Source organism: Holdemanella biformis DSM 3989 (assembly GCF_000156655.1).
GTDB lineage: Bacteria > Bacillota_I > Bacilli_A > Erysipelotrichales > Erysipelotrichaceae > Holdemanella > Holdemanella biformis.
On sequence record NZ_DS996841.1, the window covers coordinates 358,821 to 375,096 of the forward strand.

General features: G+C 32.9%; 13 protein-coding genes and 1 CRISPR repeat array (1 of these 14 running past the window's edge). Of the genes, 5 read left to right on the forward strand and 8 right to left on the reverse strand.

Annotation, left to right across the window (positions count from 1 at the left end):
• A partial coding sequence (locus EUBIFOR_RS03265; protein WP_003864494.1) for a DUF4825 domain-containing protein occupies positions 1-995 on the forward strand: 995 nt, incomplete at its 5' end.
• Positions 996-1,015: 20 nt separating this feature from the next.
• On the opposite strand, the gene EUBIFOR_RS03270 is transcribed toward EUBIFOR_RS03265, so the two are convergent.
• Positions 1,016-2,662, reverse strand: a complete 1,647-nt coding sequence (locus EUBIFOR_RS03270) for a SulP family inorganic anion transporter (RefSeq protein WP_003864495.1) — start codon at positions 2,660-2,662, stop codon at positions 1,016-1,018.
• 126 nt (positions 2,663-2,788) lie between these two features.
• Here EUBIFOR_RS03270 and EUBIFOR_RS12090 point away from each other — a divergent pair, with 126 nt between their 5' ends.
• The 4 genes from EUBIFOR_RS12090 to EUBIFOR_RS03290 are packed head-to-tail and all read left to right on the forward strand — an operon-like array spanning position 2,789 to position 7,620.
• Positions 2,789-3,952: an efflux RND transporter periplasmic adaptor subunit gene (locus EUBIFOR_RS12090; protein ID WP_003864496.1), complete on the forward strand. Its 1,164-nt coding sequence runs from the start codon at positions 2,789-2,791 to the stop codon at positions 3,950-3,952.
• Complete coding sequence (locus EUBIFOR_RS03280; protein WP_003864497.1) at positions 3,942-4,628, forward strand: ABC transporter ATP-binding protein; 687 nt, start codon at positions 3,942-3,944, stop codon at positions 4,626-4,628. Before EUBIFOR_RS12090 ends, EUBIFOR_RS03280 begins: the two co-directional genes overlap by 11 nt.
• On the forward strand, positions 4,625-6,379 hold the full coding sequence (locus EUBIFOR_RS03285) for a biotin/lipoyl-binding protein (protein ID WP_003864498.1): 1,755 nt from the start codon (positions 4,625-4,627) through the stop codon (positions 6,377-6,379). The genes EUBIFOR_RS03280 and EUBIFOR_RS03285 overlap by 4 nt, the downstream gene beginning before the upstream one ends.
• Positions 6,376-7,620, forward strand: a complete 1,245-nt coding sequence (locus EUBIFOR_RS03290; protein WP_003864499.1) for an ABC transporter permease — start codon at positions 6,376-6,378, stop codon at positions 7,618-7,620. The genes EUBIFOR_RS03285 and EUBIFOR_RS03290 overlap by 4 nt, the downstream gene beginning before the upstream one ends.
• A 26-nt stretch (positions 7,621-7,646) precedes the next feature.
• Here EUBIFOR_RS03290 and EUBIFOR_RS03295 read toward each other — a convergent pair whose 3' ends face one another.
• From EUBIFOR_RS03295 to EUBIFOR_RS03320, 7 genes are all read right to left on the reverse strand, one after another.
• Complete coding sequence (locus EUBIFOR_RS03295; protein WP_003864500.1) at positions 7,647-8,129, reverse strand: hypothetical protein; 483 nt, start codon at positions 8,127-8,129, stop codon at positions 7,647-7,649.
• A 10-nt stretch (positions 8,130-8,139) separates the two neighbouring features.
• Positions 8,140-8,421 (reverse strand): hypothetical protein, encoded by a 282-nt coding sequence (locus EUBIFOR_RS03300; RefSeq protein WP_003864501.1) that lies wholly within the window; start codon positions 8,419-8,421, stop codon positions 8,140-8,142.
• Between the two features lie 16 nt (positions 8,422-8,437).
• The gene (locus tag EUBIFOR_RS03305; protein ID WP_003864502.1) at positions 8,438-9,520 is read right to left on the reverse strand and encodes a hypothetical protein; all 1,083 of its coding nucleotides are present in this window, start codon (positions 9,518-9,520) and stop codon (positions 8,438-8,440) included.
• Positions 9,521-9,539: 19 nt separating this feature from the next.
• Positions 9,540-9,707 (reverse strand): hypothetical protein, encoded by a 168-nt coding sequence (locus EUBIFOR_RS12915; RefSeq protein WP_003864503.1) that lies wholly within the window; start codon positions 9,705-9,707, stop codon positions 9,540-9,542.
• Positions 9,708-9,910: 203 nt separating this feature from the next.
• Entirely contained in the window at positions 9,911-13,480 is a 3,570-nt protein-coding gene (locus EUBIFOR_RS03310) for a DUF859 family phage minor structural protein (protein ID WP_003864504.1), read from the reverse strand.
• 84 nt (positions 13,481-13,564) lie between these two features.
• Positions 13,565-14,593 (reverse strand): hypothetical protein, encoded by a 1,029-nt coding sequence (locus EUBIFOR_RS03315; protein WP_003864505.1) that lies wholly within the window; start codon positions 14,591-14,593, stop codon positions 13,565-13,567.
• A 4-nt stretch (positions 14,594-14,597) separates the two neighbouring features.
• On the reverse strand, positions 14,598-15,389 hold the full coding sequence (locus EUBIFOR_RS03320; protein ID WP_003864506.1) for a nuclease-related domain-containing protein: 792 nt from the start codon (positions 15,387-15,389) through the stop codon (positions 14,598-14,600).
• A 105-nt stretch (positions 15,390-15,494) separates the two neighbouring features.
• A CRISPR array of direct repeats spans positions 15,495-16,276; the repeat unit is 31 nt; unit sequence GTGTCGATCCTTTATAAGTATCATATTTCCC (it continues 143 nt past the right edge of the window).

Genomic DNA, 16,276 nt, shown 5'->3' on the forward strand with positions numbered 1-16,276 from the left:
GCGGACATTACATGCCAGATTTATCTTTACTTGAACCACTCAGTAAAGAATTAGATATCACATTAAATGAACTTTTAGCTGGAGAAGAGATCATTAAAGAAGAAGCCATGGAGTATTCTGAACAAAACCTAATCCAAACAATTGATTATACAGACAAGAAAATCAAGAATGAACATAAGAAAATATCATTATTCATTATTGGCATAGGTATTTTAATATCCCTTTGCGCATTTACTGTTTTCCCTTCTGAAAGCAGTTGGGGCAGTATCTATTCTATGATTGGATTGTTCTTATTTGTAGTTGGAATATTTAGAGAATTAAAGATTGCTTCTCTACTCAAGAAAGGATTGATTTCAACAATTTTATTCATTTTACTTTTAAGTATCTTCTTTATTTTCGACTATGCCAGTGTAAGCCAATTTAAACAACCACCCATCTATCGACTGACTACAACTACTGTATTTAGTGATGATGGCAATAAAATGATTGAATACCAAAATCCATTCTATAATGTATTTCGCATCAATGCCGATACACCCAATGAATATTACTTAATTGACAACAAGAAACAATATACCATTGATACCGTTCCAACAAGTCCTTTTAATGTAGATAAAAGTTCATTTGAACAACTAAAAAAATATAAAAGTAAATATATTGGAGACAACAGTAATACTTCCCATTTACTAAATGCCTTACCCCTATCGGAATATGGCTATGTATTTGAAATTGATTCTGAAAACTACGGACTTACAATAAACTATAATTGTACAGATTGGTACAATAATGAAAACTTATATATACATAAAGCTCTAGTGTACAATTCTGTATCTCTATTCAAATTGATTGATAATCTTGAATACATCACATTTAATTTTAGTGGAAGCAGCTATACAATGACACGAGAACATTGTCCACTCAACAAGAATATTGAACAAAAAATCAATGATAATGAGTTTGTATCCGATAGGATGAAATTATTTGAAACAAATTAAAAAAACGCAAACGCGTTTTTTTATTTATGAATAATTTCTTCAGCACGATCTAGTGCAGCACTGATACTTGGTTGGAAGTTAACTTTACCAACAAGCTCAATAAAACCAGCCTTTTTCATGACTTTCATTGGTTGATCATTCACATGTGAGAACACAATCGTGATTCCTTTGGACTTGCAAACCTGAACTAAATCCTTTAATGCGTTTAGTGCCGTACTATCTAATGCAGGAACACTGCGCATACGAAGAACTAGGCATGTTGTAAAATCTTTGACGGCAATTTCTTCAATTACACTAGCTGCCCCAAAGAACAAGGGTCCTGAAATCTCATAAACACGAATCTGAAGTGGAAGCTTTTGAAGGTGTTCATCAACATCGGGTGTATCCTCATCTACATATGTCCAGCCATTAACTTTTGTTTCTTCACTCATACGTTTAATGAATAATAAACAAGCAAGTACCATTCCTACTTCAATGGCTACAACCAAATCAAAGATTACCGTTAGCACAAATGAAGTGACTAAAACAATAACATCACTCTTAGGCGCTGTTTTAACTAAGTTTAAAAACGTGCGCCATTGGCACATATTATAGGCAACAATAAATAGAATCGCTGCAATGGTAGGCATTGGAATCATTCCGGCATATGGCATCAAAACAACTAATACAATGACCAATGTGATAGAGTGCACCATACCGGCAATTGGTGTTTTTCCTCCATTTTTAATATTGGCAGCCGTTCTTGCGATAGCACCTGTTGCAGGAATTCCTCCAAATAATGCGGATGCGATATTTCCTGCTCCTTGCGCAACAAGTTCCATATCCGAACGATGTTTACCATTGATCATGCCATCGGCAACAACACAAGAAAGTAATGATTCAATGGCAGCCAACACGGCTATGGTTAGTGCATTCGGTAATGCATTTTGAATCCTGTTTAATGATAAGCTTGGAAAATGTAAAGTAGGTAATGCATTACTGATTGTATAAAGATTTCCAATTGTATTTACCTTTAAAGGCAAGAATTGAACCATCAAAATTCCTGCAATAACGGCTAAAAGTGAGCCTGGAATTCTTTTAAAGATATATGGAGCAATAATCAAGATAGCTAAAGATACTCCACCTACTATGACGGCATCCATATTGATTGTAGAAAAATTGTTAATCACAGCTTCAAATTTTTCAACCGTCTCAATAGGCTTTACTCCATTTGGATAGGTTAATCCAAAGAAATCTTTTAATTGTCCAATCACAATCGTAACGGCAATACCCGAAGTAAAACCTGTTGTAATGGTAAATGGAATAAACTTGATTAGACTTCCAAAATGACAAAGTCCCATCAAAATCAAAAAGATACCCGCAAGAATCGTGGCAACAATAAGTCCATCCATTCCATCATGGGCTACAATTCCAGCAACAATCGTCGCAAATGCAGCGGTCGGTCCTGCAATTTGTACACTGCTTCCACCTAGTGCTGAAATGACAAAGCCAGCAACAATTGCAGTAAAGATTCCGGCTTCCGGTCCAACACCAGAAGCAAGTGCCAAGGCGATGGATAATGGTAATGCGATAATAGCGACAATAATTCCAGCTGTCACATCTTTGACAAACTGAGACTTATCATAGCTTTTCAGCGATGAAAGTAACATCGGTTTTAGTGAATTCATTTGTTAATATCCCTCTCTTTTTAAAAACCTTTAAAGTATACCATAATTTAAGGATTTTTAAGGATATTTCTATAATACTATTTGATATACTGAATATATAACGATAATAAATCAGGAGAATAATCTATGAACAAAAAGACTAAAATTATAATTTTAATCTCACTATGCATTTTAATTGCCATTATAGGCATCTATTTCTTATTTCCAAAAGGAAGTAACACCCAAAACATCTATGTTCAAAAAGTATCTACAATCATTGGTTCTTCTAATACGGAAAACCGATATTCAGGTGTAGTAGAATCCTCAGAAACTGTAGATATCAATTCTGATGGAAATAAATCCATTACTGAAATGTATGTTGAAGCTGGTCAAAAAGTAAGAAAAGGCGATAAATTATTTTCTTATGATACGACTGAAGCATCCAATTCCATCGCCCAAAAGAAATTGGATATTGAAGCACAGAACAATGAAATCGCTGCTCAAAATAATACAATTGAAGATTATAAGGCTGAGCTTAATAGGGGTGCAGATAAAGTTGAGATTCAAGCTCGAATCAACGATGCAAGTTATGCGATTCGCCAGGCTCAAAATACAATCAAGGCCACACAGACTGAAATTGATCAGTTGAACAAACAAATCAAAAATTCGACTGTTCTTTCAACAATTGATGGAATTATTAAAGAAGTCAATAAAGATGGTGGAACGGATGAAAGTGGAAACAAAAAGCCATTGGTGTCGATTACACAAACTTCAGATTTTAGAGTAAAAGGCTCTATTAGTGAAATGGGATCTATTTCTGAAGGAACAAATGTGATTGTAAGAAGTCGTATAAATGAAGATCAAATTTATAAAGGTACAGTGACAAAAGTGGAAACAGAACCTCAATCCAATTCTAACAATAACGTTTATGGAAATGATTCAAATGAATCAGCATCCAAATATCCTTTCTATGTCACTTTAGACAATAATAAAGGCTTAAAACTTGGACAACACGTCTATATTGAAGTGGATAATGGACAATCCACAAAGAAAAAAGGAATTTGGTTAGATGCGAGTTTTATTGTTTCGGATGACAATGGAAATTCATATGTATGGGTTTCTGAAAAAGGTAAATTAACGAAAAGAAAAGTAGAACTTGGTAAAACGGATGAAGAAACATCTACCACAAAAATCAAGTCAGGACTAAGCGAGGATGACTATATCGCATGGGCTGATAATACATATAAGGAAGGTATGAAGACAACGACGGAATATCAAACGGAAACGGATGGTGATGCGAATGCTTCTTAATCTTAAAAACATTTATAAAAATTATGGAAAAGAACCCTTGATTGTTCCTGTTTTAAAAGATATAAGTCTTGAAGTTATACAAGGCGATTATGTTGCGATTATGGGACCTAGCGGCTCAGGTAAAACAACACTTATGAATATCATTGGATGTTTAGATCGAGCAAGTACGGGTACATATCTATTTGAAGATGAAGATATTTCTGAAATGAATGATGATGCATTAAGTGATTTAAGATTAAATAAAATTGGTTTTGTCTTTCAAAACTTCAATTTATTAAGTTCTGAAACCGCTCAAGAAAATGTAGCTTTACCCTTAATTTATGCAGGAATCCATAAAGAAGAAAGAAACCATAGGGCGGATGTTGCCTTAAGTAAAGTTGGTTTACAAGATCGTACAACTTTTAAACCAAGCCAATTGTCCGGTGGACAAAAACAACGTGTTGCGATTGCCCGCGCCCTTATCAATCATCCTAGAATTCTACTTGCCGATGAGCCTACAGGAGCACTCGATCAGGCAAGTGGTAAACAAGTTATGGAATTGTTTAAAGCTTTAAACGATGAAGGTGTGACAATCATTATGATTACGCATGATGCCAGTGTGGCAAGTCATGCAAAAAAGATTCTTCATATCATTGATGGAGAAATCATTGAAAATAAACAAGGAGGTGCAGCATGAAACCTTCTATAAAAAAAGGAATTATTATTACTTCTGTATGCGCATTTACCTTAGTTGGAATTAAGTTTTACTTAAGCTTGTCCAATACGATTGAGGTTCATTCTGTATCCAGCTTAAATACAGGCTATTGGGATAATCCATCCACTTCAACAGGTCTTGTATCCAATAGTGATACACAATCGGTTTTATATGATTCTTCTAAAACAATCACACAAGTCTTTGTCAAAGAAGGGCAACAAGTAAGTGTAGGCGATCCATTGTTATCCTATGATTTAACGACACTTCAAAGTGCAGTGGATACGAGTCAATTGGAAGTGGAAAAAGCACAAAATGCGATTACACTTGCCAATCATGAATTAAAGAAATTATTAAATACAACGCCTGTTCCAGATGTAACGCCTGAGCCAGATGTACCAGATCCTACACCTGCACCGTTGCCTAGTGTTCCTACAAAAAATGGAAATGGCTTATATCCATATATTCTTTCTTTATCCCAAGCCGAAAAGAATTTTACAGACTATAAGATCTATTATACAAATACAGAAAGTGACGCGCCTGAAAAAGGACCTAAAGAAGATGTGGATGCATGGAAAGAAGAAAGAGTTAAAAAAACACCGGATAATACATGTTGGTATTGGATCGAATATACATATACAGATGGTTCAAACAATGCGTATGATTCAAAGGATGTTGTTGAGTATTATAGTGACAAACAAAAGATTCCTTATGAAGACATTTCTACAGTTGGAACCAAAAAGAATCCCTATGTGTTCAAGTTAAGTGAAGGCCAGGGATTTGTGTATGGAAAACTATTTTTAGACAACAAGAATCTAAATTCTTATTTTCGATTTGATGTGTATACAAATGATGGTGAAATCAGTTCTTCATGGCTTGTTCGTTGTGACAAGTTTGCCACTAAACAATCTATGAATGAAGGCGATATGTATTCGGTGATTTCACATACGAAAGAAGAACAAAAGTATATAGAGACCGAACAAAATCAAAGTCCAGATAATACATCAGGTTATACAGAAATAGAACTTGCGAAAGCCATTCGTGATAAGAAACAAGCATTAAAGACGTTAGATTTAGATTTAAGAAAGGCAAAGCTTTCATTAAATGAAAATAAAGCTTTATTAAATGACGGCATCGTTCGTGCAAAGCGCAGTGGTATTGTGCGTAATATAAAAGATCTATCAAATCCTATTCAAGATGGCAGTGCCTTTTTAGAAGTGGCAACCGGCCAAGGAACTTATATTAAAGGAAACATTAGTGAATTGATGTTAAACCAAGTTAAAGTTGGTGATACCGTTTCAGCTTACTGTTGGACAAACGGAGAAACATTTGATGCCAAAATTCAAAGTGTAGATACAGTTCCTTCTTCTAGCAGTAACTATAATGGTTCGGGAAATCCAAATGTAAGCTACTATGGTTTTGAAGCAATCGCCAAAGATGCCTCAAATATTGCGGTTGGTGAATATTTAGAATTAACTTTCCATTCAAATACAGATACAACGAGTTCGATTTGGCTTTCTAAGGCTTATGTCAAACAAGAAGGAAGTAAATACTATGTTCTTAAAGAAAATCACGGAAGATTGAAGAAGCAATATGTAACGGTTGGAAAGATTGTCTGGGGCGATACGATGGAAATCAAAGATGGACTTTCAGGTACAGATTATATTGCGTTTGCGTATAGTAAAAACGCGAAAGAAGGCGTGAAGGCCCAAAAATCTTCGGAGGATGCATCATGATTGAAAACATAAGATTATCCTTTCGAGGTATTTTTGCTCATAAAATGCGATCATTCCTTACAATGCTTGGAATCATTATTGGAATTGCCTCCATCATTGCGATTGTTTCTACAATTAAAGGAACAAATGATCAAATTGAAAAGAATCTAATTGGCTCCGGAAATAACACGGTAAAAATTTCGTTGTACCAAGAAGATTGGGAATACTCTTTTGATTCCGGTATTCCAAATGGAGTTCCAACTGTGTCAAAATATACACTTGAATCCTTAAAAAACATTGATCACGTAGAAGGTGCCACCCTGTATCGTTCTAGACAAAGTAATCAATCCATCTTTCGTAATAACACTTCTTTAGATGGTGGATATATCATGGGTGTGAATCAAGACTATTTCTCAATTGCTGGACTCACCATCAAACAAGGAAGAGGCATTACAGAAGATGACAACATGAAATTTAGACAAGTTGCCGTACTCGATGAGACAAGCGCAAGACTTCTATTCGGTGAAGATGATCCGATTGGTAAAACGATTGAAATTTCTTCAACACCATTCACCATTGTTGGTGTGTGTGCAGATAAAGAAACTTTTGAACCTATAATGGAAAGTATTGATGATTACCGTACATATAATCAGTCTACGGGTTCTAAAGTCTATGTTCCAAGTGAATCTTGGCCAATCTTCTATCAGTTTGATGAACCACAAAACGCATTACTAAAGGTGGATGCCACTTCTAATATGACTCGTGTAGGAAAAAAAGCAGCTCAAATCTTAAATACAAATGTTTCTTCTTCCAGTGTTCAATATAAAGCACAAGATTTATTAAAGCAGGCTAAAGATATTCAAAATCTTTCTAAATCCACAAATGCGATGTTGATTTGGATTGCCGGTATTTCCTTACTAGTCGGTGGTATTGGTGTTATGAACATCATGCTTGTAACGGTAACCGAAAGAACGAAAGAAATTGGTCTTAAAAAAGCTATTGGTGCCAGAAAAAAAGCCATTCTATTCCAGTTCCTGACTGAAGCTGTAGTACTTACTTCGATTGGAGGTATTGTAGGTGTATTAACAGGTATTGGTTTAGCTAAATTAATATCAATATTCAATGGCACTCCTGTATCCATTAGTATTCCAGCCATGTTGTTATCCGTCTTATTCTCTATGGCAATCGGAATTATTTTTGGATTACTTCCTAGCTATAAGGCTGCAAATCTAGATCCAATTGAAGCTTTAAGACATGAATAAAAGCTGTAACTTATGTTGCAGTTTTTTTATTTGAATTCCATCACTGCATATGTATAATAAATGGTTCCACATTCTGTTTGGAATGTATATACATCATATTTTCCACTAAACCATCCTTCCGCAATCATTCTTTCATTAAGTTCAGCTTGTGCAACCGCATTCACTTCACCCCAAGATGTATATCCACCATATGGAACGGTATCATCACATGCGGATACTTGTGGTTGTGGTTGTTCAACAACTGGTTCACTGCTTGGTGTATTATCAACAGGTTGTGTATCATAAACAATCGTTTCACTTTCCGTTTGTGGTTGTGGTTGTTCTATATATTCTGTCACTTCATTATTTTCAGTTATTGTTGATAAGTTGTTATCTTCAACTTTTTCATCCTGAACTTTTGGATTCTCATTGATGTCATTTACTTCATTTTCTGCAATATTATTACTAGCACATCCTACTAAAATCATTGCGAACATTAATAATTTAATCATCAAGCTTTTATTTAACATATAGTAACACCTACTTTCCTTCTTGTAACAACCCTTCAATTTGTTCATTAAAAGATTTAACAAATTCTCTAAAATATTCAGGATCTTTCATGGCATCCTTTTTAATGTCTGCCAGTTCCTTGTCTGAAATATCTAAATAATGATCTATCATCAACATTTCATCTTCTACCCATTCGGCATATGTCGCATAATTTTCTTCTTTTATAGAGGATGGTTTTTCATAATTAATTTCTTTATTGGCACATCCTGTAAAGAAAAGTAACACAAACATCAAACCTAATACTTTTTTCATTTACTATTCCTTCTTTCTAATACATTTGATAAATATGATTCATAAAATTATAAATATCCATATTGATCCACATCAATTCTTTTGGATTATTCACATACATAGCGCCTGCCTCCGCAAAAAATTCATCCGAACCAGAAGCCCCATACTCTCCTAAACAAGACGCGTAATTTTGATACAAATATTGCCATTCTGAACTATCTGAAATGCCATGTACTACATATCCATTTCCAGAAGCATAATCGAATAGATGTGTTAGTTCATGAGTGACTGCACTTTTTTGATCTTTATATATATTTGGATCCATCTGCAAAGTAATGGAACCATCACAATAAGATGCATATGCGTACACTGTGCCTAGTTCATCTGAGTATGTCATTCCTCTAGATGTAACAATACTTTCAAAATTGGCTGGATCACAAATATGAATAATTTGACAATTATTTAATAAAAACTGCGGCTGCGTTCTAATATATTGATCCACATACTTTTGTACATCGCCCACCTTTAGACTATTCCCTGGAATAATATGAATGGTTGGTAATCCTTCATAATATAAATATTCTTCTTCAACAATTTGGTTATAAGCCTCTTCTTGTTGTCTTAATATCTCATTATATTGTTCTTTAGCCAAAACATAATCCGAATAGGTTGGATTTAAAACAATCGTTAGAGCTAATACAATAGCACTTAAGAAACCAAGCTTCGCAAATTTATTTGTCTTCACCTTCTTTTGATTCACATAATTTCTACATTCTAATCTTTGTTGGTACGTAAAATCATTAAAATGAATTTCATACGCAACTCTTCTTTCCTCCTCATTCAATCCATCAATTCTTGCTGCTTCTTCATCACTTAATTGATTACGAATATATTCAAATCGATAGGAATCTAAATCATCCTCTTTGCGATAGAGCAAAACATAGACAAATAGTGCAATTAGAATGGCGACTGTAAAACACAGCTCAAAACTAAACGCATTGATCAATACTTGATCTAGTACACTTGGATTTGGCGTAACCAACATATCTTGATATCCATACATCAATGAAAATACAACCACAAATACAATCATCGAAAACATCATTTTATTTTTACTCATAATCAATTTTTCCTTCTACTTAACAATAATTTAAAAGTTCTTTCTTATAATCGAACTTACGCTTTCCCTTTCGCGTATACTTCTTCTTATTCTTGTAAATATTTCCACCCTGAATACACGCATCCAAATGCATAAAATTAGGAATTCTTAATCCTCGTACTTCATATCTATAAACATGTTTTTTCATTTTCTTTTCCTCCTGTTTGTTTGCACTCTTACTATACTATCCATATTGTTCTTTCATAATGGTTTTAGTACATAATTACATGTACACTTTTTAAGCTTTATTAACCAATTAATCAAATTTATTCAAATTATTTTTAAACACTATTTATAGACCGTATACAAAAAAAAGATGATCATTTTTCAACAATCATCTTTCCTTGGATATTATTTTTTTAATAATACTTTCGCATCTCTCATCAATTTATCTAACACTTCGATATATAATTCAATCCATCTTTTTAAATCGTCTTTTGACAACCTGATTGATTCTTCAGCATTAGCATGAGATACTTTATTTCTATACATCTTTAAACCTCTATGTATAAATAACAACTTATAAAACTCATTTACATAATCACTATTATTTCTCAACGCCTTCACTAAAGGTATATTAGTTCTTAAATAATATTTATTATATTTAACACTATTATTCCTTCTATCAATATAACCTGTTTTAATCCCTTTTGAGCAGCTTTGATAAATTGAAAACTTACAACTTTCATAGTATTTCGTAGGACTCATACCATAATTTCTATGATCAAGTATTTCACGTAGAATTTCATTTTCTATCGCATGTTTACTTTTACCTTGTACAGCCAATTTTTCATCCATACCACAAAAAAATTCTGTATAACCATCAAAATATGACATTGAATCCCGTTCTTCCATTTCGCGTTCCACTGTACCTTCTTTTACCACCCTAACCTGGCCATCGCATTCGAATTTAAACAGTGATAAATTAACCCAATCATCAAAAGCTTTTTTGAAATCATTTACTCTTTCCGGATAAGAGACAATTCCCTCATTAATAAGAGATTCTATCATTACACTTTCAATTAACGTTAGTGTCTGCTGCAACAAATCCTTGTCTAAGCACCATTTCAATTGTGCCGGTAGATAGTTCCTTTCTATTCCTAAAAGATCATATCGACTCTGTTCCCCATTTTTATTCTCAATTTTATCAATATAAACAACATAATTGTTACTAATTAATTGTTTTACTATTCCAAAATTTTTTTCATATGAAACACAATTAACTTTATCAGCTAACTCTGAAAGTCTGTCTGAGAATAGTCCAGCTTGATTCAATGAAATACCATCTGAAAACATGTTGATTGCATCTACTAAAGCTTGATTTTTTTCATGCAATTCATTATCGTTAGATTCTTTTTCCATTTCTTCTTCAACATATTTTATTAATCCATTTGAACGACCAAAAGACAAAAATTCTTGCATACCACCTACAAAATCGTAAATATTTGAAGTTCTCTTTACAGATTTAATAGTTCCTATTGAATCTGGATATTCTATTGAATAAACATCTTTCAATTCAATATTATTAATATCCTTTATCAACATCAAAATGGCATCTAGAACAGTTGCAGTTTCACGGAATCCACCATGAAGATCAACATATAAATTCACTTTATATTTTTTTGTTAATTGAACCAACTCTGTCGTAAAATTATATAATGCCATACTTACATCTGCATCATTTATTTCTTTTTCTACAGGAATATCAATTATATCTTCTTTATCGATAATTTTTGAACATCGCTCCTGAAAATACTCAAAAGCTGTATATTCTTTATACTCATCTGAATAATATATACTCTTGTCATTACCATTCGTTAAATACGTTTTAGTATTTTTTGATTTATACGTATTTAAAGCATATATATAATCTAACTTTTCATTATTTTTAGCCAATTCTTCAACCAACATTTTTGGAACTGGTTCTAACTGATATACATACGAACCTTCTGCATTTCCTTGATTAAACAAATCTTTGATGGAATTATCTATCGCATACTTTGAAACTTGTTTTTCTCTTGAAATTATACTCATCGCCAATAATAAAACATTCTTTTCATTTGGATTACTCTTAATATCTTTTACCAATTCCTGTAATTTATTCTCTTTTTCTTGTACCTTTAAAAAGTCTGGGTGCATTATAGGATCTAATTTTTCTTCAACTTGTTTTTCAACTTCTTTGACATTGATGCTACCTGTTTTTGTCGTAACACGATTTCTTGAATCTACAATTTCTACTTTGTAGTTTAATTCACCACCATGCTCAGGTGGATCTGTAATAAACTCTTCACCAAAATAAGTCTTGCCTTCTAAACTAGTTTGAATGGATTTAATGGTTGCACCACAAGATCCATTCACATGGATTTTGAATTTTAATCGATCTTTATTTGGTTCAAATTCATCTAATTTTGAACCATCTTCCTTCACAACTTCAACCAATTCAATAACTGATTTATAAGTTTCTGGAATAATAACACGAATATTTGAAGTAGTATCCGAGCCAATAAATTCTCCATTATAATATGTATCTAATCTAAAGGATACCTTTCCTTCAGTTTGATTCGGTAAATCATTCGCAAAACTTAATGGAATTGTATATGCATGTTCAAAAGAATTTTTTCCACTATCAACAGAAGCAATCTTTTCATCTTTTCCATTCCAATTCACATAGATTTCATGCGAAAACTCATTTGATTGACTTTTACCTAAAATTGTGATGATTTCATTTATATCACATTCTTGTTTATCTACATTGATTTTTGAAGGTGCTTTTTCAATGAATTTAAATGATTCCAACTTATCCTTAATACAATCCAATTTTGTATTCACAATCCACACAAGATCATTTTTTGAATTTGAAATGTTTTCCAACAAGCAATCTAAAGAAGCTTTTGAAGTTTCTTCTTCTAAATCCAAATCATCCAATCCTTTGACAACAATCAATCCATGTTGATTTTGAAGATTATCCATTTCAATCAATTTTCTAACATCGACTTCTTCAACAAACGTTGAATAAATGACATCATAATTTTGAGAATTTAAAAGTCTTGCGTAATCTCTCGCAAAATCTTTAACTAAAGAATCATTATTCGTTTCAATACATAAGTTATACGTATTTCTTGAAGCGTCATGCTCTTTATTGGTCTGGACAAGATTCAAAATTGTTTTAATACTTGTATACTTCGAATATTTATCTTCAATATCCTTTTGAACATCTTCGCTCAATTCTCTTTTCCAATATACTGGAATCGATTCAGGCGTCACATTTCCATCTTGATTTAGTTTCATTGATTGACGAATCAAACGTTTTATTATGCCTTCTACAAAAGCTTCTCCTTGTAAGTCTGCCCTATGATAAACGGTACGAATCCATTCTTCATAAGCTGGTAAAAAAGTCTTTTCATCATATGTTAACCCACTATTTTCCAAGGCATAGTCAGCTCCTGAAATAATTTCAGAAATTGAATATGGCTTCAATCGAATCACAAAATCAAAAGTATTAAAGAAATCATTTGAATATTGTTTGCGTAATACATCCCCGTGTTCTTTCGTTGTTAAAAAAATCGTAAAGATATGCGAATCCTTTAAATTTTGTTTTAACAATTCCCACTTGTCCTTATTGATTTCATTTTCTTCAATCGCATCAATCACAACACAATTTATAGTTTTCGTCATCAAATATTGTTTTAAAAATAAAGACAATGGTCTTCTTGCAGGATAAGAAATTAGATTCATCCCCTTCAAAAGTTCAATGACATTTTTAGAAAACTCCTCCAATTTCAACACATCATCCGATTCAATATATAAACTCATCTGATTTGTTCCACTATTTCTTAATAAATTTTCAAGTTCGACGACTTGTTCATGAACTTCCGGATTCAACATGCCCTTAAATACTGAATCCACCATATTATTTTCCATACATATAAACTCCTTTGATACTTAAGTTTATTATAATCTTTCTATTCCAACAGAAACAAGATTATATTCAAAAATCTAACCATTTTAATATAATCCCATCCAATTATTCATATAAAAAAACAACGATTCATTTTTAGCTTTTAACTTCTCTGGAAAATTCACATAGTAATCCCCGGCATCCGCAAAGAATTCAGCTGGATCATGCGAACTATATTCTCTAAACAACATTGGATTTTCATTAAAATAATTCATAAAATCCTGACGAACAGAAACTCCCATATACGATGTATATCCATTGGCCATAGAATAATCAAAAATATGTGTCAATTCATGTGTAACTGTTTCCTGATCATAATCCGTTAAATTTAATGGAACAAATATATTCATATCATCACTGCTCGCAAAGGCATACGCATCATCATCTAAAGACATATCATGTGTTTGTTTAAAATAATTCATATTATTTTCATCACAAAGATTAATCATAACACAACGATTCAATAAAACAGCTGGCTGACTACGAATATACGTATCAATATATGTATTCACATCCCCTGTTTTAAATGTATTACCAGACACTACATTAATAGGTGGTAATCCCTCTAAATAAAGAACCTGATCTTGAAAAGGCGCATTATAAGCAGCCTCTGCCTCTTTTGCACGTTGCTCTTCTAGTGCAAGTTGTTCATTATATAAAGTTAAACCTTCATCATACGCCAACTTTACTGGTTGACTTACAAATATTGCACTTAAAACAATTCCAACAACCAAACAAAGCTTTAAAGGCTTCTTCATCCCCTTATGACTATCCACATAATCAAGCATCGATCTATATTCAACATTCGAAAGATCTTCCTCACTTTCAAATCCATTCTGATCTAAATATTCCTTTCTCAACTTTTGAATACACTTTTCTGACTTACCATAAGAAAACACTAAATATAACCCAACTGCCAATAAAGCCATAATAAAACCATACTTAGGATCCATTTGTGTTATGATGGCACGATCCATTAAACTCAAGTTATTTTCACCAACTAAAGAACCATAGTTTGTGATAAAACCATAAACTAATCCAAATAATGCACTTGAAACAATAATCTTTTTAATCATATTTCTATCCACCTATCCCTTCTAACAATTCTGGACAATTCTTTTTATAAAACGCAAACAAATCATAAATTACCATATTCAAATCAATCCCATATGCCTTGATCACTCGACATAACTCAATAGGCTTCACTCGAACCTGATTCTTCTCCATCACAAACGAATTCAAATCTTCTAATCCATATAAAACATCATCTGCACCCACACTCACATCACTAGCCGAAGGAAACACAACTAATCCATTAATAGGTACAGAAAGTTTTCTTTTCTTATTCATTCCAAACAAGATACGCTTCTGGTTTCGCATCTGCAAAATAGGATTACACATAGTTCTTTCAAATCCATTATTTTTATATTGTTTCCAAACACGATCACTACAATCCCCTTCAATTAAACCCTTATGATTCTTCACTTCCACAACATACATTCCATAAGGACTCATCACTAAAGCATCTACCTCCGAACGATTCTCACCATAAGAAACAGGAACATTTGTCGCCACAACATATTCATTTGGCAATTGACGCAACATATCAAACACCCTATTTTCTCCACTTACTCCACTAGCCAAAATTCCAGCCTCATTCATCACATTTCCATGTTTATACATTAAATACACTAAGCTCAACACACCAAAACCAATCACACAAAAAGACACTACAGAAAACGGAACCATCATCACACAAACAATCAAACCCAAAGTCAACAAAATACCCATATTACGAACACTACGAGCCTCTTTCACTAAAACATCATATTTATCTTTATTTTCATTTCGATTATGAAATACATAAGCCATTACTTATCACTCCTTTACTACTATTACATGTAGAAAAAAAGCAATAAATTAACCAACAAATCTAAAAAGAACATAAAAAAAAGAATACTATTTCTAGTATTCAATAAATCAATCCTTTACAAGTATCATATTTCCCTGGAAAACTATAGAGCTTGGCAGAATTAACTGCTGGTGTCGATCCTTTATAAGTATCATATTTCCCCAATAGAGGGCATGATTTTATCAGATTATCACATCCAAGTGTCGATCCTTTATAAGTATCATATTCCCCCCCTACAATTAAATCATAGATTCTATACTGTTCGAGTGTCGATCCTTTATAAGTATCATATTTCCCTGAACCACTTTCATGGATACGCCGCTAAGCGGTAAGAGGTGTCGATCCTTTATAAGTATCATATTTCCCATTGCTAAGTTTGGTTGTTATCATGGAGAATATATTTTTAAGTGTCGATCCTTTATAAGTATCATATTTCCCAGAACTTTGGGATACACAATATGATGCTTTAGTACTTGTGTCGATCCTTTATAAGTATCATATTTCCCATACGAACGTATCCTAAAGGAAGGAGACTTTGTAGAGTGTCGATCCTTTATAAGTATCATATTTCCCATAGATTTTCATCGCATATACCGCCAGAAGGCGAAGAGAAAGTGTCGATCCTTTATAAGTATCATATTTCCCTAGGGTTCAAACCGAGAATCGTAGCTGTAGGTATTTGCAGGTGTCGATCCTTTATAAGTATCATATTTCCCTTTTTCTGTTTTTTATGATGCGATACGTGCCAATTAGTGTCGATCCTTTATAAGTATCATATTTCCCATTACAAACATTAAAAGAGTTGTTTTTTCAAGGAGAAGCAGTGTCGATCCTTTATAAGTATCAT